18 protein-coding genes are annotated in these 15,432 nt (G+C 71.4%); 8 read left to right on the top strand and 10 right to left on the bottom strand.

Features of this window, described 5'->3' with window-relative positions:
• The first annotated feature begins 2 nt into the window (after positions 1-2).
• The 3 genes from ACF1DX_RS02610 to ACF1DX_RS02600 all read left to right on the top strand — a co-directional run bounded on the left by ACF1DX_RS02610 (position 3) and on the right by ACF1DX_RS02600 (position 2,166).
• Complete coding sequence (locus tag ACF1DX_RS02610) at positions 3-773, top strand: metal ABC transporter ATP-binding protein (RefSeq protein WP_391789403.1); 771 nt, start codon at positions 3-5, stop codon at positions 771-773.
• A gap of 5 nt (positions 774-778) precedes the next feature.
• Positions 779-1,681 carry a metal ABC transporter permease gene (locus ACF1DX_RS02605; RefSeq protein WP_391789402.1) on the top strand — a complete coding sequence of 301 codons (903 nt, stop codon included), beginning with the start codon at positions 779-781 and terminating at the stop codon, positions 1,679-1,681.
• A 65-nt stretch (positions 1,682-1,746) separates the two neighbouring features.
• Complete coding sequence (locus tag ACF1DX_RS02600; protein WP_391789401.1) at positions 1,747-2,166, top strand: Fur family transcriptional regulator; 420 nt, start codon at positions 1,747-1,749, stop codon at positions 2,164-2,166.
• A 190-nt stretch (positions 2,167-2,356) separates the two neighbouring features.
• On the opposite strand, the gene ACF1DX_RS02595 is transcribed toward ACF1DX_RS02600, so the two are convergent.
• From ACF1DX_RS02595 to ACF1DX_RS02575, 5 genes are all read right to left on the bottom strand, one after another.
• On the bottom strand, positions 2,357-2,746 hold the full coding sequence (locus ACF1DX_RS02595; protein WP_391789400.1) for a hypothetical protein: 390 nt from the start codon (positions 2,744-2,746) through the stop codon (positions 2,357-2,359).
• Between the two features lie 509 nt (positions 2,747-3,255).
• Positions 3,256-4,107 carry an isoprenyl transferase gene (locus tag ACF1DX_RS02590; RefSeq protein WP_391789399.1) on the bottom strand — a complete coding sequence of 284 codons (852 nt, stop codon included), beginning with the start codon at positions 4,105-4,107 and terminating at the stop codon, positions 3,256-3,258.
• A 21-nt stretch (positions 4,108-4,128) separates the two neighbouring features.
• A complete protein-coding gene (recO, locus tag ACF1DX_RS02585; RefSeq protein WP_030858341.1) occupies positions 4,129-4,875 on the bottom strand; it encodes a DNA repair protein RecO in 747 nt (248 codons plus the stop codon).
• Positions 4,876-4,896: 21 nt separating this feature from the next.
• Positions 4,897-5,112, bottom strand: a complete 216-nt coding sequence (locus ACF1DX_RS02580) for a hypothetical protein (RefSeq protein WP_391789398.1) — start codon at positions 5,110-5,112, stop codon at positions 4,897-4,899.
• Positions 5,109-5,318 carry a hypothetical protein gene (locus ACF1DX_RS02575; protein WP_391789397.1) on the bottom strand — a complete coding sequence of 70 codons (210 nt, stop codon included), beginning with the start codon at positions 5,316-5,318 and terminating at the stop codon, positions 5,109-5,111. The genes ACF1DX_RS02580 and ACF1DX_RS02575 overlap by 4 nt, the downstream gene beginning before the upstream one ends.
• A 115-nt stretch (positions 5,319-5,433) precedes the next feature.
• On the opposite strand from ACF1DX_RS02575, the gene ACF1DX_RS02570 reads away from it, so the two are divergent.
• The 4 genes from ACF1DX_RS02570 to ACF1DX_RS02555 all read left to right on the top strand — a co-directional run bounded on the left by ACF1DX_RS02570 (position 5,434) and on the right by ACF1DX_RS02555 (position 10,013).
• Positions 5,434-6,267: a helix-turn-helix domain-containing protein gene (locus ACF1DX_RS02570; RefSeq protein ID WP_391789396.1), complete on the top strand. Its 834-nt coding sequence runs from the start codon at positions 5,434-5,436 to the stop codon at positions 6,265-6,267.
• Positions 6,249-6,524, top strand: a complete 276-nt coding sequence (locus ACF1DX_RS02565) for a DUF397 domain-containing protein (RefSeq protein ID WP_391789395.1) — start codon at positions 6,249-6,251, stop codon at positions 6,522-6,524. The genes ACF1DX_RS02570 and ACF1DX_RS02565 overlap by 19 nt, the downstream gene beginning before the upstream one ends.
• 118 nt (positions 6,525-6,642) lie before the next feature.
• Positions 6,643-7,356, top strand: coding sequence for a DUF4328 domain-containing protein (locus ACF1DX_RS02560; RefSeq protein WP_391789394.1), 714 nt, complete (start codon positions 6,643-6,645; stop codon positions 7,354-7,356).
• Positions 7,357-8,528: 1,172 nt separating this feature from the next.
• Positions 8,529-10,013 (top strand): alpha/beta hydrolase, encoded by a 1,485-nt coding sequence (locus ACF1DX_RS02555; RefSeq protein ID WP_391789393.1) that lies wholly within the window; start codon positions 8,529-8,531, stop codon positions 10,011-10,013.
• Here the strand turns inward: ACF1DX_RS02555 and ACF1DX_RS02550 are convergent.
• Positions 10,010-10,198 (bottom strand): hypothetical protein, encoded by a 189-nt coding sequence (locus tag ACF1DX_RS02550; protein ID WP_391789392.1) that lies wholly within the window; start codon positions 10,196-10,198, stop codon positions 10,010-10,012. The two genes, ACF1DX_RS02555 and ACF1DX_RS02550, sit on opposite strands and share 4 nt — an antisense overlap.
• Positions 10,199-10,209: 11 nt before the next feature.
• Positions 10,210-10,803, bottom strand: coding sequence for an ArsR/SmtB family transcription factor (locus tag ACF1DX_RS02545; RefSeq protein WP_391789391.1), 594 nt, complete (start codon positions 10,801-10,803; stop codon positions 10,210-10,212).
• Between the two features lie 193 nt (positions 10,804-10,996).
• Between ACF1DX_RS02545 and ACF1DX_RS02540 the strand changes: the two genes are divergently transcribed.
• Positions 10,997-11,233 (top strand): hypothetical protein, encoded by a 237-nt coding sequence (locus tag ACF1DX_RS02540; protein WP_344564517.1) that lies wholly within the window; start codon positions 10,997-10,999, stop codon positions 11,231-11,233.
• An 11-nt stretch (positions 11,234-11,244) separates the two neighbouring features.
• Here ACF1DX_RS02540 and ACF1DX_RS02535 read toward each other — a convergent pair whose 3' ends face one another.
• Genes ACF1DX_RS02535 through ACF1DX_RS02525 form a run of 3 tightly spaced genes read right to left on the bottom strand, consistent with a single transcriptional unit; the run spans position 11,245 to position 15,307 of the window.
• Positions 11,245-11,907: a response regulator gene (locus ACF1DX_RS02535; RefSeq protein ID WP_391789390.1), complete on the bottom strand. Its 663-nt coding sequence runs from the start codon at positions 11,905-11,907 to the stop codon at positions 11,245-11,247.
• A complete protein-coding gene (locus ACF1DX_RS02530; RefSeq protein ID WP_391789389.1) occupies positions 11,904-13,163 on the bottom strand; it encodes a sensor histidine kinase in 1,260 nt (419 codons plus the stop codon). The genes ACF1DX_RS02535 and ACF1DX_RS02530 overlap by 4 nt, the downstream gene beginning before the upstream one ends.
• A gap of 44 nt (positions 13,164-13,207) precedes the next feature.
• The gene (locus ACF1DX_RS02525; protein WP_391789388.1) at positions 13,208-15,307 is read right to left on the bottom strand and encodes an MMPL family transporter; all 2,100 of its coding nucleotides are present in this window, start codon (positions 15,305-15,307) and stop codon (positions 13,208-13,210) included.
• Positions 15,308-15,432 lie beyond the last annotated feature (125 nt).

Genomic DNA, 15,432 nt, shown 5'->3' with positions numbered 1-15,432 from the left:
GCATGACGACCGAACCCGTCATCTCCCTGCGCGGCGTCCGCGCCGAGCTGGGCTCGCGTCCCGTCCTGCGCGGCATCGACCTCACCGTGCACCACGGTGAGGTCGTCGCCCTGCTCGGCGCCAACGGCTCCGGCAAGTCGACGGCCGTGCGCAGCGTCATCGGCCAGGTGCCCGTCAGCGCGGGCGAGATCGAACTGTTCGGCACCCCTCGGCACCGGTTCCGCGACTGGGCGCGCGTGGGCTACGTCCCGCAGCGCACCACCGCCGCCGGCGGCGTGCCCGCCACGGTCACCGAGGTCGTCGCCTCCGGCCGCCTGGCCCGCACCCGCTTCGGCCTCTTCCGCAAGGCCGACCACGAGGCCGTACGCCACGCCCTGAACCTGGTCGGCATGGCGGACAGGGCGAAGGACTCCGTCGACGCCCTCTCCGGCGGCCAGCACCAGCGGGTCCTGATCGCCCGCGCGCTCGCCGCCGCCCCCGAACTGCTGATCATGGACGAGCCGATGGCGGGCGTCGACCTGGCCAGCCAGGAGATCCTCGCCGAGACCCTGAGGCACCAGGTGTCCGAGGGCGCCACGGTCCTCCTCGTCCTGCACGAACTGGGCCCCCTGGAGCCCCTGATCGACCGGGCGGTCGTACTCCGCGACGGCTGCGTCCTGCACGACGGCCCACCCCCGAAGGCCGTCGGCCAGCACGCGCTGCCCGGCCACGACCACGTCCACCCGCACGCCCCCGCGGGCGCCGAACCGATCCGCACAGGACTGCTGAGCTGAATCCGATGGACATCCTCGACTACGCCTTCATGCAGCGGGCGCTGCTCGCCGCCGTCCTGGTCGGCATCACCGCCCCCGCCGTCGGCATCTACCTCGTCCAGCGCCGCCAGGCCCTCATGGGCGACGGCATCGGCCACGTCGCCATGACCGGCGTCGGCCTCGGCTTCCTGTTCTCCTGGTCCCCGGTGTGGATGGCGACGCTCGTCTCCGTCCTCGGCGCCGTCTTCATGGAACTGGTCCGCTGGTACGCCAGGACCCGCGGCGACATCGCCCTCGCGATGCTCTTCTACGGCGGTATGGCCGGCGGCGTCATGTTCACCAGCCTCGCCCCCGGCGGCTCCACCTCGAACCTCTCCTCGTTCCTCTTCGGCTCGCTGTCGACGGTCTCCGCGTCCGACGTCACCGCGATCTGTGTGCTGGCGGCCTTCGTGGTGCTCGTCACGGTCGGTCTGCGCCGGCAACTGTTCGCGGTCAGCCAGGACGAGGAGTTCGCCCGGGTGACCGGCCTGCCGGTGCGGTTCCTGAACCTGCTGACGGCCGTCACCGCGGCGGTCACCGTCTCGGTGGCGATGCGCGTGGTCGGCCTGCTGCTGGTGAGCGCGCTCATGGTGGTGCCCGTCGCGGCGGCCCAGCAGCTCACCCGCAGCTTCGCCGCCACCTTCGCCATCGCCGTCGCGATCGGCGTGAGCGTGACCATCGGCGGCACGGTCACCTCGTACTACCAGGACGTGCCGCCCGGCGCGACGATCGTGCTGCTGACCATCGCCGCGTTCATCGCACTGACCGCGCTGGCCGCCCCGCTGGCCCGTCGCCGCGCCCGGGCCCTGGCCGCCTCGCACCCCGGCGACGACCCCGCGGAGTGCGCGATTCCGGCCAGCCGCAAGGCCGGCGACACGGTCGGCGCCTGACCGCCCTCCGCCCGGGCTGGCACAATGGCCCGGGCAGACGGGGCCAGATGTGAGGAGGCAATCCGGTGACGACCGCAGGACCGCCCGTGAAGGGCCGCTCCACCCGGCAGCGTGCCGCTGTGGCGGCCTGCCTTCAGGAGGTCGACGAGTTCCGCAGCGCGCAGGAACTCCACGACATGCTCAAGCACAAGGGCGACTCGGTCGGGCTCACCACGGTCTACCGCACCCTCCAGTCCCTCGCCGACGCCGGCGAGGTCGACGTCCTGCGCACCTCCGACGGCGAGTCCGTCTACCGCCGCTGCTCCACCGGAGACCACCACCACCACCTGGTCTGCCGCAGCTGCGGCAAGGCGGTGGAGGTGGAGGGCCCGGCGGTGGAGAGATGGGCGGAGGCCATCGCGGCGGAACACGGCTACGTCAACGTGGCCCACACCGTCGAGATCTTCGGCACCTGCGCGGACTGCGCGGAGGCGGCGAAGGGCTGAGCCCCCTTCGCCGCCTCCCGCTGCCTCCCGCCGCCTTCCGTCTCCGGAGGCGTCAGGCGCCCGACGGTCGCGTGCCGACAGAGCCCCGGACGGTCGGACGTCGGCGGGGCGTGAGCCGTGCGGCCACGGCGCACGCCGTTCCACCGAGGTCATCTCCGTCCGGGAACCCGATCAGCCCGGTCCGCTCCGGTCAGAGGACGTTCAGGGTCCTCGTGACGGTGGCGCCCGGCGGACGAGTCAGCTGGAAGTTCACCACCTTGGTCTCCTCCAGCCCGTCCTCGGTGCTCGTGCACGTGAGCGTGGCGCTCGCGCTGTCGCCCGCGTCCGGGCTCACCGGGTTGAGGGACAGCTGCGAGTAGGTGCCCCGGGGCGTAGCCGCGTTGATCACCGTGCTGTTGGACGCCCGGGCCGTCTCGACCGACAGTGCGGTCGGCACGAAGGCGGGGCCGAAACTGGAGCAGTTGACGCTGCCCCTGAGGACCACCAACGGGTTCGTCGGGGCAGCCGAGGCTGCCGTGGCCCCGGCCACCGGGAAGGCCAGCGCCAGCGCGAACACGCTTGCCATGGCTCCCTTGGACATCTTCCTCTTCCTCGCGTTTGTGAAGCGAACGGCCATGACAGCCTCCAAGCGTGGATGATGAAGGGGTACGAGGATCCGCACCGGGAGGACTCGGCTTCGGCCTGCCGTCCCGTCCCCCGGGCCTCGAAGAACCCTCGACCGGGCCTCGAAGAACCCTCGATTTCCACCATTGCGCAGCTCTTCCCCGAGTGCAAAAGATGGCTCCGGGCCAGGCTGAACGATGAACGGTCAAACACCTGGGGGTTTCCGTCCGGCGTGGCCTCGGACGGTTGCCGGAGCACACAAATCACGGGTGATCGGAGCCGTTTGGCCGTCCCGGGCCGGCAGCCGGGGCAACCACAGGAGACCCCGGTCACTCCTCGGAGCGCCCCTCTGCTCCCTTCCCCGGCAAGCCTGTTCACGCCTCCCGAGCCCACCAGGACTCCCTGCCAACGAGGTTGACAGGGAGTGGGACGGCGGGCCGGTCGGCGCGGCTCTCCAGGGTGCCCGTCCGAGGTGACGGCCGGCCGTCAGGACTCCGCCGTGCGGCCCCTCATCGCCGCCTCCATGGCGGCCAGTTCCTCGTTGGGGACGGCGCCGCCGAAGCGGCGGTCGCGGGAGGCGTACTCGACGCAGGCCCGCCACAGGTCGCGGCGGTCGAAGTCGGGCCAGAGCACGTCCTGGAAGACCATCTCGGCGTAGGCGCTCTGCCAGAGGAGGTAGTTGGAGGTGCGCTGCTCACCGCTCGGCCGCAGGAACAGGTCCACGTCCGGCATGTCCGGGTAGTACATGTACCTCTGCAGCGTCTTCTCGTTGACCTTCGACGGGTCGAGCCGCCCGGCCCGCACGTCCTCCGCGAGCGCCTGTGCGGCGTCCGCGATCTCCGCCCGCCCGCCGTAGTTCATGCAGAAGTACAGCGTCAGCCGGTCGTTGTCCTTCGTCTGCTCCTGGGCGACCTGGAGCTCCTTGGCCACCGACTTCCACAGCTTGGGCATCCGCCCGACCCACCGCACCCGGATCCCCAGCTCGTCGAGCGTGTCGCGCGTCTTGCGGATGAAGTCCCGGTTGAAGTTCATCAGGAAGCGCACCTCGTCCGGCGACCGCTTCCAGTTCTCGGTGGAGAAGGCGTACAGCGAGATCGCGCCGACCCCCATCTCGATCCCGCCCTGGAGCACGTCCAGCACCCGCTCGGCGCCGACCTTGTGCCCCTCGGTACGCGGCAGCCCCCGCTCCTTCGCCCACCGCCCGTTGCCGTCCATGACGATCGCCACGTGCTTCGGGATCAGTTCCCCCGGGAGCTTCGGAGGCCGCGCGCCGGACGGGTGCGGTTCCGGCGTCCTGTACTCCTGGCGCTGACGCCCCAGGAACCCGCGTACCACCATGTGTCTCTCGTCTCCTCGTGCTTACTTCTCGACGTACCTCAGCGAGCGCAGCCCGCGCTCCAGATGCCAGTGCAGGTAGGCGGACACCAGCCCGCTCCCCTCCCGGACGTACCGCGCCTCGCACGCGTCCGCGGTCTCCCAGTCTCCCGTAAGCAGCGCTCCGAGGAGTCCCAGGGCCTGCGGCGAGGGTACGACGCTGCCGGGCACCCGGCAGTCGGCGCAGACGACACCGCCCGACCCGACCGAGAAGAACCGGTTCGGACCGGGCATGCCGCACTTCGCGCAGTCGGTGAAGCTGGGCGCGTACCCGTTGACGGCGAGGGAGCGCAGCAGGAACGCGTCGAGCACGAGATGCGGCGCGTGCTCGCCCCGGGCGAGTGTCCGCAGGGCCCCGACCAGCAGCAGGTACTGCTGCACCGCCGGCTCGCCCTCGTGGTCGGTGAACCGCTCCGCCGTCTCCAGCATGGCCGTTCCGGCCGTGTACCGCGCGTAGTCGGTGACGATCCCGCCACCGTACGGCGCGATCGTCTCGCTCTGCGTGCACAACGGCAGGCCGCGCCCGACCAGCTCGCTCCCCTTCGAGAAGAACTGCACGTCCACGTGCGAGAACGGTTCGAGGCGCGCACCGAACTTCGACTTCGTCCGGCGCACGCCCCTCGCCACCGCGCGTACCCGTCCGTGACCGCGCGTGAGCAGGGTGATGATCCGGTCCGCCTCACCCAGCTTCTGGGTGCGCAGCACGATGCCGTCGTCGCGGAACAGACTCATGGCATCCATTGTCGCCCACGTTCACGGCACCTCCCCCCGGCTCCGGGCATTGGCGTACGCCGTCGCCGCGCGCAGCCGCTCGGCGGGCGTGGCGTGCCGTACGGCACGGGGGTCGGCATCCCACTCCCGGCCGCCGCCGTACGGTCTCAGCTGGACGTAGGGTCCCTCATGCCCCATGACGACGCCGATCCGCTCGGTCCTGGTGTCCACGACATACGCGCCGAGGGGCGGCTTCACCGCATCACCGCCGCCGCGATCCGCCGCGCGGTCTCCACCGAACACCGTCCCAGTTCGATGAGCGGACAGGGCGCCTCCCGCGCAAGACTCACCGGGTCCAGCCCCAGTGACGGCAGGGAAATTCCGGCCTTCGCGAGTGCCGCCCGCAATTCCTTCACCACTTCCTCCGCTTCTTCGACGCAGAGCGCCGAGTGTCGTGCCTCCACGGTGATCCCCTCGCTTTTCCGTTTTCACTCTTCGCGCCTACAGAATGCCGTGTCACATCTACACTCGGCAGGAGGCTGTGCGCTACAAGCGTGGGTCAGTACAAGGGGGTTGGCTATGGCCAACGGTTCGCGCCAGGCGGCGTGGGAGTTCTTCGGCACGGAACTGAAGCGGCGACGCGAGGACGCCGGGTTCACGCAGGTGGAGCTGGGTGCGCGGGTTTTTGTGTCCGGCGGTTACATCGGCCAGTTCGAACAGGCGATTCGGAAACCACAATTGGATGTGGCGCAGCGGATTGACGGGGTGCTGCAAACCGACGGTATTTTCGAGCGGCTGTGCCGGAAGCTGATTGATGACCGGCGGTATGCGGATTACTTCGCGAAGGCGGCGGAGTTGGAAGCGCTGGCGACGGAAATCTGCGAGTTCGCGCCGGCGCTGGTACCGGGGCTACTGCAAACCCCGGAGTACGCGCGGGCCGTCACTCTGGCGATGAACCCGTTCGCCGCGGATGAGTTCATCGAGGAGAAGGTGTCCGGTCGGGTCGAGCGGGCGCGGATCCTCAAAGACGCCACTCGCCCGGTGTACTGGGTGATCCTCCACGAGAACGTGCTGCGCATCCCCGTCGGCGGGCCGACGGTCATGGCCAAGCAGCTGGACCATGTGGCCGCGCTGGTACGGGCACGGACGGTGGTGGTACAGGTGCTGCCCGACTCGGCGGGAGCATACGCGCTCATGAACGGGATGGTGGTGCTCATGGAGTTCGACGACGCACCGCCAACGGCCTATACAGAAGCCGTGTATTCGGGGAATCTCCTCGACGATCCTGCCGTGGTGAAGCGAACGCGCTCGGCATACGATCTGCTCAGGGCCGCCGCACTGCCCCATGAAGCGTCCCTGGCCCTGATCGAATCGGCCGCGAAGGACCACAGACGATGCGCGAGTACGACCTGAGCAACGCCCACTGGCGCAAAAGCACGTACAGCGACGGCAACGGAGGCAGTTGCGTCGAGGTCGCGTACGACTTCCCCGGCGCCGCCTGCTGGCACAAGAGCAGCTACAGCGGCGGCAGTGGCGGCGAGGAATGCGTCGAAGTCGCCGCCGGACTCCCCGGCGTCGTACCCGTCCGGGACAGCAAGGTGGACGGCGGTCCGGTGATCGTCGTCGGGTCGGCCGCCTGGACGGAGTTCATAGGCGGCATCAACCGCTGACGGGCCCTGGCCACAGGCGAATTGACGTGGACGGCCGCTCGCCGTCCGACGTATCGTGCGTCCGCGCGCGATCTTCCGCGGGTGATCTCCGTTCTACCGCCCGTGGGGGGCCGTCGCCATGCTCACATCCAAGGATGGGCTCAGCCCGCGTCCACCGCTGCCCGGCAACATGCCGCCACTCGCTCCACAGGGCCTCCTCATCGCCGTGGTGGCGGCGTTCGCCGCCACCGCGCTCGGCGACCTGTTCGCCGTGTACACCGGCGTCCGGCTCCGCACGGTGATCGACGGCGACGTGACCACCACGACCACGTCGAGCCTGGAGTCCGCGTACTCGCTGTACGAGAATGCGGGGCGGGTCCAGGTGGCCACGAGCCTGCTCTGCGCGGTGCTCTTCATCACCTGGTTCTTCCTGATGCGCCGCCGCACCGGGCCCCTGGCGCCGGACCGGTTCCGCATGGGGTCCGGGTGGGCGATCGGCGCGTGGTTCATCCCCGTGGCCAACCTGTGGCTGCCGTACCGCGTCGCGGTCGACATGTGGGGTGCCTGCACACCGCTGCCGACCGAGGGGGAATCGCGCAGGGTGCCGACGTGGCCGGTGAACCTGTGGTGGAGCCTGTTCGTCGGGACGGTCCTGCTCGGCCGGTACGCTTCCGCACGCCTCGACATGACCGACTCGCTCGCCGGGCTCAGCGACGCCGTGACGCTGTACCTCGCCGTCGACCTCCTGTACGCCGTCACCGCCGGGGCCACCGTGGTGTTCGCGGTACGGCTGACATCCCTTCAGCGACTGAAGGTGACCGAGGGACCGTACTGGACGCCGGTCGGGGCGTGACCGCCGGTCGGGGCGTTTTCCTGCACGGAGTTCGCACGCACCGTTGGGCCACTCGCTTCTTTGTCAGTGTCGTGCTTCCGCGACCCGAGTAAAGGGCGCTGCGTTCCGCTGCGCTGCACTCCGCGTCGGCTCCGCCGATGGGCCTACGGCCCACCCTTGACTCGGCTCGCTCCAGCACGGGGGAGAAGCGAGCGAGCGGCCGGAGGAAAGCGGGGGCCCGGGCACGCCTGCGACCTGCCGTCCGCTACCAGGCCAACGGCGTCCACAAACGCACCAGCGCCCCGCACGCACGCCGGGCAGGCTCAGCGGCGAGTGGTGAGTGGGTGGCGGGGCAGCGCGCTTGTTCCTTGCCTGCACGCCGGGTGGGCTTGGCGGCAAACGGCCGGTGGGTGGCGGGGGCGCGCACTCGCGCCTCGCCTGCACGCCGGGCCGGCTCAGTGGTGAGCACCGAGTGAGGGAGGGGAAAGAGCGGTGGCAGTGGCGGTGGCGGTGGCAGTGCTGGCGGGGGTGCGCCTTACCGGTGGCGGAACAACGGAGATTGGAGCAATTCTCCAATCCTCCACCCCTCCCCATGGCCCCTGACCTCCGTCCGGCCTCCCCGCCACGGGAGAAACGCTCCAATCACCCCGCCACCCCACCCAGCCGCCCCACCCACACCACAACATGAGGGCCTCCACAGGACACCCCCTTCGAAAACCGTGAACACTTCGGCCCGAAGTGTTCACGGTTTTCGACACCACCCCCCCCAGCCCCCTCCCTCCCCCTCACCACGGACCCACCACCCGCTCACCGTTCGCCGCCAAGCCCACCCGGCGTGCAGGCGAGGCGCGAGTGCGTCCGCGAACCCCGTTGGCCTGGCAACCGACGGCAGACCGCCGACATGCCCGGCCACCCGTTCCTCTCCGGCCGCCCGCACGCTTCTCCCCCGTGCTGGAGCGGGCCGGGTCAAGAGTGGGCCGCAGGCCCATCGCCGAAGGCGACGCGAAGTGGAGCGCAGCGGAACGCAGCGCCCTTGACGCGGTCCGCGGAAGCACGACACTGCCAAAGAAGCGGGCGGCCCGACGGCCACATGGAAGCACGCGTCCACCCCAACTCCCAGGGGGTAAACCCCAACAAAAACAGGGGCGTTGCCCGGATGTGAGCAGGGCCGCGCCGCAGCGAAGCTCATACGCATGCCGTCAACCACACGCACCCTCGCCCTCACCGCCGTACCCGCCGCTCTCCTCGTCGCCCTGCTCCCACCCCTGACCGCCCAGGCTGTCGTACCCACGTCGTCCCTCGACTGGGGCCCCTGCGCGGGCACGGCCGGCGCCGGCCCCCGCCAGGAGTGCGCCACCCTCCAGGTCCCCATGGACCACGCCGACCCCGACGGGCCGCAGATCTCCCTCGCCGTCTCCCGTATCCCCGCCGAGAAGCCGGACGCCCGGCGCGGGGTCCTGCTGCTCATCGCCGGCGGGCCGGGCGGGTCGAGTCTGAACGACCCCTCGGGGAAAGGGCAGAAGCTCCCCCAGGAGGTCCGTGACACCCACGACCTCATCGGGTTCGCGCCGCGCGGGCTCGCCCCGTCCACCCCCGTCGACTGCGGGCTGGAGTACGGCGACCTTGCCACCTCCAGGATCCGTCCCTGGCCCGCCCCCGACGGCTCGGTGGACGGGAACATGGCCACCGCCCGGCGCACGGCCGACGCCTGTGCACGCAACGGCGGTGAGCTGATCAAACACCTCAGCACCGCCAACGAGGCCCGCGACATCGACCGCCTCCGGGCCGCGCTGGGCGAGCGGAAGATCTCCGCGTGGGGAGTGTCGTACGGGACGTACGTCGGGGCCGTGTACGCGCAGTTGTTCCCGCACCGCACCGATCGGATCGTGCTGGACAGCGTCGACAACCCCGACCCGACCCGTGTCAACCGCGCCTGGCTCGCAGCTCACGAGCAGGGGGTCGAGGACACCTTCCCGCACTTCGCCGCATGGGCGTCGAAGCCCGGCAACCCCGACCGCGTGGCGCGCCGGGCCACCGACGTACGCCCGCTGTTCCTGCGCCTCGCCGCCGGGCTCGACCGCGAGCCCGTCCCATGGCCCGGAGCCAATCCCGAGGAGCTGAACGGCAACGTGCTGCGCCAGACCATGCTGGACAGCCTCGCCTCCCCCAGCCGCTACCCGACGCTCGCCAGGCTGATGCGGGCCGCTGCACAGGGAACCGTGCCGCCCGCGCCCGAGGCGCCGCCCGAAGAGCTGCTGCAGAACGTCACCGCCGTGGGAGCCGGGACGCTCTGCAACGACGTGTCGTGGCCCACGTCGCAGGCCCTGTACGAGAAGGGCGTCGCCGAGAGCCGCGCCAAGTACCCGCTCACCGCCGGGATGCCCCGCAACGCGATGCTCTGCGCGGCCTGGCCGTACCCGCCGCGTGAGGCGCCGGTGCGGATCACCGACCGGGGGCCGTCCGACATTCTGCTCGTCCAGAACGAGCGGGACGTCAACACCCCGCTCGCCGGCGCGATGCGGATGCGGGAGGCACTCGGCCGGCGGGCGGTCATGGTCACCGTGAACTCCACCGGCCATGACGCCTACCTCGCCAACGGCAACGAGTGCGGCGACCGCACGGTCTCCCGCTTCCTCGCCACCGGCGACCGCCCCACCCGGGACGTGTACTGCCGCTAGGGGACGGGTGCCAGTGTCCTGGGGGCGGCGGCCAGGCGCAGGCCGATGTCCACCAGGGTCCAGCCTAGGCGGGTGCGGAGGCGTCGGGGACGCTCGGCCGGGGCGGCGAGGCGGTACGCGTCGGTCTCCGCGCGGAGTTCGGCGGCGTGGGCTCGGTGCAGGACGAGATGGGTCTCCGGGTGCATGGGGCTGCCTCTCATTCCGTGCGGGTGGGGAAGACGTGGGTGTGGACGCGGACCTGCTCGGTGTCCGGGACGTTGTCGTCGGGAGCCTGCGCGCGGTAGCTCTTCACGAGGTCGTGCATCTTGTGGATGAGTTCGTCGGCGAGTTCCGGCGTAAGGCGCAGCGTCCAGTCGCTCATGTCCGAGGCGCGGCGCCACTCCTCGGGCCAGTCGTCCCGGGTTCCGAGCCAGGTCGCGAGCTCCCGTGTGCGCTGGTTCGCGATCTCGTGCAGGAACAGGTCGGCGGCCCCGCGGACGTCGGGGTCACGGTCACTGAGCAGGGTCTCGTCGAATTGCACGCCCTGGTGGACCGCCTTCCACCACCGCTCCCGTCCCTTGCCGTGCTCGGGGGCGTCCTCCACGAAGCCGTGGGCGGCGAGCTGGCGCAGGTGGTAGCTGGTGGCCCCGCTGGACTCGCCCAGCTTCGCGGCCAGCTGTGACGCGGTGGCCGGACCGTTGCGCCGCAGCACGTTCAACAGCTGCATACGCAGAGGGTGCGCGAGACCGCGCAGTGAGCGGGCGTCGAGGCTGTGGACCCTCGGATTCCGGGAGTCCTTGGGTTCGGTCATGGATACAAAGATAGCGTTGCAAAGAGATCCTTGCAATAAACTCTTTGCATCTCTCTCTTTGCATCTCTCTCTTTGCAAGTCGATGAGCTGCCGATGACGCCGTTGGCGTGACGTTTCACCCCGTGCGCAACCGGGGCTCCCGCAGCCGGCCTCCTGTCCTGCAGTACCGACACATCTCGGTGAGGAGACCGACATGACCGCGACCGCGTTCACGCTGGAGGGCGACTACCTGCTGGCCCCGCCGCGCCCGGCCGACCGGCTCGGCACCGGAATCGACCCGCGCGACCGGCGTCGGCTGGAGCTGCACGCCGCCCTGACCGCCGCCGGTATCCCGCCCCGGCCCGAGGACCGTGAGGCCATCGAGAGCCTGAGCGCCCTGTCGGGCAGCATCAACAGCACCATCCAGCGGTGGCTGCACCACACGTTGTGAAACCGGCCGGCTCACGGCCTCCCCGGTGCCACCAGCCCCGACTCGTAGGCCACGATCACGAGTTGGGCCCGGTCCCGCGCCCCGAGTTTGCCCATGGTCCGGCTGACGTGGGTCTTCGCGGTGAGTGGGCTCAGGCCCAGCGAGTCGGCGATCTCGGCGTTGTTCAGGCCGCGCGCGACCAGGGCGAGCACCTCGCGCTCACGGTCGGAGAGGCATTCGGGGCCGGCGGTGACCGGCGCGGACGGGCTGCGCAGGAAGCGTTCGATGAGCCGGGCCGTGGGGCCCGGTGAGAGCAGGGCCTCGCCGGCCGCGACCGTGCGGATGGCGTCCAGGAGTTCGGCGGGCCGGGTGTCCTTCACCAGGAAGCCGGAGGCGCCGGCGCGTAGCGCGTCGACGATGTTCTCGTCGGTGTCGTAGGTGGTGAGGACGAGGACCTTGACCCCCGCGAGGTCGTCGTCGGCGGCGATCAGGCGGGTCGCCTCGATGCCGTCGAGGTCGGGCATGCGGATGTCCATGACGACGAGGTCGGCGCGTTCGGTGCGGGCCAGTTCCGCCGCCTGCCGGCCGGTGGCGGCCTGGCCGACGACCTCCATGTCGGGCGCCGACTCGACGAGCATCGCGAAGGCCTCCCGCACGAGGGTCTGGTCGTCGGCGAGCAGCACGCGGATGGTCATCCGGTTCCTGTTCCTTCCCGAGTCGTCGCGGGCGTCAGCGGCAGGGCCGCCGTCACCTGGAAGCCGCCGCCCGCCCGTGGTCCGGCGTCGAGTGTGCCACCCACGCTGCGGGCCCGTTCCCGCATGCCGACCAGACCGAAGCCGGGGGTGGTGCCGGGGGTGGGGCCGGTGCCGTCGTCGGTGACGGACAGGCGCAGGGTGCCGTCCTCCTCGCGCAGGTCGACGCGGACCGCCGGTTCGGGTCCGGCGTGCCGGACCGCGTTGGTCAGCGCCTCCTGGACGAGGCGGTAGGCGGCGGCGCCGACGGCGGGCGGTACGGGGCCCGTCACCCGGACGGCCGGTTCGACGCGGGCGCCGGCGAGGCGCGCGGCCTCCACCAGGTCGGGGACGCCGTCGAGACCGGCCAGCGGGCCGCGGGTGTCCGAGGGGCCGCCGTTGTCGCGCAGCACCTCCAGGGTCGTACGGAGTTCCCCGCGGGCCGTCCGGCAGGTCTCGGCGATGTCGTCGAGGGCCTTGGCGACGGTCTCCCGGTCGAGGCGCTCGGGATCGGCGGCCAGGACGTGCGCGGCGACGGAGGTCTGCACACCGATGAGGGTGATGCTGTGGGCGAGCAGGTCGTGCAGGTCGCGGGCGATGCGCAGGCGTTCCTCGGTGACCCGGCGGCGGGCCTCCTCCTCGCGTGTGCGTTCGGCGCGCTCGGCGCGCTCGACGATGGCGGCGACGTACTGGCGGTAGAAGCGGACGTCGACGCCGAGGAAGAGCACGGCGACGACCCATCCCATGATCCGGAACAGCTCCACGAAGCCGTCGGGGTTGGTGAGGGCGTTCACGGTGAGGGTCGTGCCGATGACGACGGTGCCGAGGAGGAGGGTGCGGCGCGGTGTGCCGGTCGCGGCGACCGTGTAGAGGACGACCATGGTCGCGGCGACGGGCGCGCCGTGGTTGTTGTCGAGGGCGTGGTACGGCACGACCGGTACCAGGACCAGCAGGAGCACCGGCAGCGGGCGCCGTCGCCGCCACGCCAGCGGTACGTGGGCGGCGAGCAGCAGCGTCCAGCCGAGCGCGTCGGGGCGGTGGCCGTGGTCGACGAGCAGCGCGACGGCCGTGGCGAGCGCGGCGGTGCACACGGCGAGGATCGCGTCGTTGCGGACGGCGTGCGGGGCGGTCAGGGGGTCGCGGTTGACCGCGGCCATGATCCGCTCGCCTGTGCGGGGGCGTTCCGCCGCCTGCGCTGTCTTCGTGGGCACGGGGTCCATCCTCCGGGATGAGGGCGCCCCTCCGGGAGGGAGGGGCGCCCTTGTCATCGGTACGCGGGCGGTTGCACCGGTTCCGGCTGCCGTTCGCGCGGAACGGGCTCCGGGGCCCGGGAGAGCCTGCCGGGCCACCACAGCCGGCGGTGCAGCAGCACGCTCGCCGTGGTGACGAGGTAGGTGCGGACGAGGAAGGTGTCGAGGAGGACGCCGACCGCGATGACGAAGCCGAGTTCGACCATCGCCACCAGGGGCAGCGTGGTGAGTACGGCGAAGGTCGCGGCGAGGACGACGCCGGCGGAGGCGATCACGCCGCCCGTGGTGCGCAGGGCGGTGAGTGCGGCGGCCTCGGGTTCGGCGCCGTTCAGGGACTCCTCGCGCATGCGGTGCAGGAGGAAGATGCCGTAGTCGACGCCGAGGGCGACCAGGAAGACGAAGGAGAGCAGTCCGAGTCCTGGGTCGGTGCCGGTGAAGCCGAGCAGCGGCTCGAAGACCAGTCCGCCGATGCCGAGGGCTGCGCCCCAGACGGCGACGACCGCGGCGAGCAGCAGCAGCGGTGCGACGAGGCTGCGGAGCAGGACCACGAGGATCACGAACACGGCGGCGAGCACCAGCGGCACGATCACCTTGCGGTCGCGGGCCTCGCTGTGGGCGAGGTCGAGCTGCTGGGCGCTGAGGCCGCCGACGTGGGCGCCGTGGCCGTCGTCGAGGGTGTCGCGCAGGGTTTCGATGGTGCGGGCCTCGCCGGCCGTCTCGGGGGCGGCGGTGGCGAACACGGAGATCTCGGTCCAGCCGGCGCCGCTGCGTCCGACGGTGGCGTCGGCGACCCCCTCGGTGGTGCGGGCCTTGTCCAGGACGGCGTCCGCCCGGTCGGTGGGGGCCATCACGGTGAGGGGGCGGCTGCTGCGCTCGGGGTACTCCTCGGCCAGGGTCCGCATCGCGGTGATGGACTCGGGCCGGTCGGTGAAGGAGTCCTCCTGTTTGAGGTCGCCGCCGAGGTTGAGGGTGCCGAGGGCGAGGGCGCCGAGGAGGAGCCCGCCGCCCGCGAGGACGGCGGCGGGGCGGCGTGCGGCGGAGGTGCCCATGGCGGCGAACAGCGACCGGCGTGCCTTGGGAGTGCTGCCGAAGGCGGGGACCAGTGGCCAGAACACGCGGCGGCCGAGCAGGACGAGGACCGCGGGAAGCAGGGTGGTCATGGCGACGAGTGCGGCGAGTACGCCGATCATGCCGACCGGGCCCATGCCGCTGCTGCTGTTGAGGTCGGCGGCGAGCAGGCAGAGCAGTCCGGCGGCGACGGTGCCGGAGGAGGCGAGGATCGCCGGTCCGCAGCCGCGCAGGGCGGCGCTCATGGCGTCGTACGGCCGCTCGTGGCGGCGGAGTTCCTCGCGGTAGCGGGAGACGAGCAGGAGCGCGTAGTCGGTGCCGGCGCCGAGGACGAGGACGGTCATGATGCCGCCGCTCTGGCCGGTGACGGTGACGTCGAGGAGTTCGTGCAGGCCGTATCCGGCGGCCATCGCGAGGGCGGCGGCGACGCCCGCGACGGTGAGCGGGACCAGCCACAGGAACGGGCTGCGGTAGATCAGTACGAGCAGCACGGTGACGACGCCGAGGGTGGCGAGGAGCAGGGTGCCGTCGATGGTCTCGAACACCTTGCCCATGTCGGTGGCGAGGGCGCCGGGCCCGCCGACCTCGACGCTCAGTCCGCCGGTACCGTCGGCGATCTCGCGCACCCCGTCGACGAAGGCGTTCCGGGCCTCCTCGTCCTGGCCCGGCTGGGTGCTGGAGACCGGGTACATGAGGGTGCTGCCGTCCGCGGAGGGGACGCCCCGGGGGGTGTCCGTCAGCTCGTACGCGACCTCGACCTCGGTGACCTGTGCGGCGGCGGCCTGCCGGTCTGCGGCGCTCAGTCCGCCGTCCCGGTGGTAGACGAGCACGAGGTCGGTGGACTCGCCGCCGGGCAGCCGGTCCTGGATGCGGGCCACCTGGGTGGAGTCGGCGCTGTCGGGCAGGTAGTCGACGGCCCGGTTCTGCTGGACCTCGCCGAACTTGCCGGCGAGCGGTCCGACGAGCACGAGCGCGGCCAGCCACAGCCCGACCACCGCCCAGGGCACGAGGCGCCGTCGCCGTGCGTGTGTCCTTGCGTCCCCCATGAGTCGGGGCTCCCCTCCGGTCGGGTGTCTGGGTCGGTTCCCAGACTCCCGGCGGAAGGGGCGCGGGTCGTCGGACGTGGGATCGAGTTGCGGGATACTGCGTGGGGCGGCACGGAGGCGCGGTT

The sequence above is a fragment of the Streptomyces sp. NPDC014676 genome (genome assembly GCF_043084105.1).
In the GTDB taxonomy this organism is placed as follows: Bacteria; Actinomycetota; Actinomycetes; order Streptomycetales; family Streptomycetaceae; genus Streptomyces.
Note: the sequence above shows the minus strand (reverse complement) of the source record. Positions and strands in the feature narration are given on the sequence as shown.

Bases quoted from the DNA above. Each gene is read 5' to 3' on its own strand.
- ACF1DX_RS02610 (WP_391789403.1), top strand. From the start codon at position 3: ATGACGACCGAACCCGTCATCTCCCTGCGCGGCGTCCGCGCCGAGCTG.
- ACF1DX_RS02605 (WP_391789402.1), top strand. From the start codon at position 779: ATGGACATCCTCGACTACGCCTTCATGCAGCGGGCGCTGCTCGCCGCC.
- ACF1DX_RS02595 (WP_391789400.1), bottom strand. From the start codon at position 2,746: ATGTCCAAGGGAGCCATGGCAAGCGTGTTCGCGCTGGCGCTGGCCTTC.
- ACF1DX_RS02590 (WP_391789399.1), bottom strand. From the start codon at position 4,107: ATGGTGGTACGCGGGTTCCTGGGGCGTCAGCGCCAGGAGTACAGGACG.
- recO (WP_030858341.1), bottom strand. From the start codon at position 4,875: ATGAGTCTGTTCCGCGACGACGGCATCGTGCTGCGCACCCAGAAGCTG.
- ACF1DX_RS02570 (WP_391789396.1), top strand. From the start codon at position 5,434: ATGGCCAACGGTTCGCGCCAGGCGGCGTGGGAGTTCTTCGGCACGGAA.
- ACF1DX_RS02565 (WP_391789395.1), top strand. From the start codon at position 6,249: ATGCGCGAGTACGACCTGAGCAACGCCCACTGGCGCAAAAGCACGTAC.
- ACF1DX_RS02560 (WP_391789394.1), top strand. From the start codon at position 6,643: ATGCTCACATCCAAGGATGGGCTCAGCCCGCGTCCACCGCTGCCCGGC.
- ACF1DX_RS02555 (WP_391789393.1), top strand. From the start codon at position 8,529: ATGCCGTCAACCACACGCACCCTCGCCCTCACCGCCGTACCCGCCGCT.
- ACF1DX_RS02550 (WP_391789392.1), bottom strand. From the start codon at position 10,198: ATGCACCCGGAGACCCATCTCGTCCTGCACCGAGCCCACGCCGCCGAA.
- ACF1DX_RS02545 (WP_391789391.1), bottom strand. From the start codon at position 10,803: ATGACCGAACCCAAGGACTCCCGGAATCCGAGGGTCCACAGCCTCGAC.
- ACF1DX_RS02540 (WP_344564517.1), top strand. From the start codon at position 10,997: ATGACCGCGACCGCGTTCACGCTGGAGGGCGACTACCTGCTGGCCCCG.
- ACF1DX_RS02535 (WP_391789390.1), bottom strand. From the start codon at position 11,907: ATGACCATCCGCGTGCTGCTCGCCGACGACCAGACCCTCGTGCGGGAG.
- ACF1DX_RS02530 (WP_391789389.1), bottom strand. From the start codon at position 13,163: ATGGACCCCGTGCCCACGAAGACAGCGCAGGCGGCGGAACGCCCCCGC.
- ACF1DX_RS02525 (WP_391789388.1), bottom strand. From the start codon at position 15,307: ATGGGGGACGCAAGGACACACGCACGGCGACGGCGCCTCGTGCCCTGG.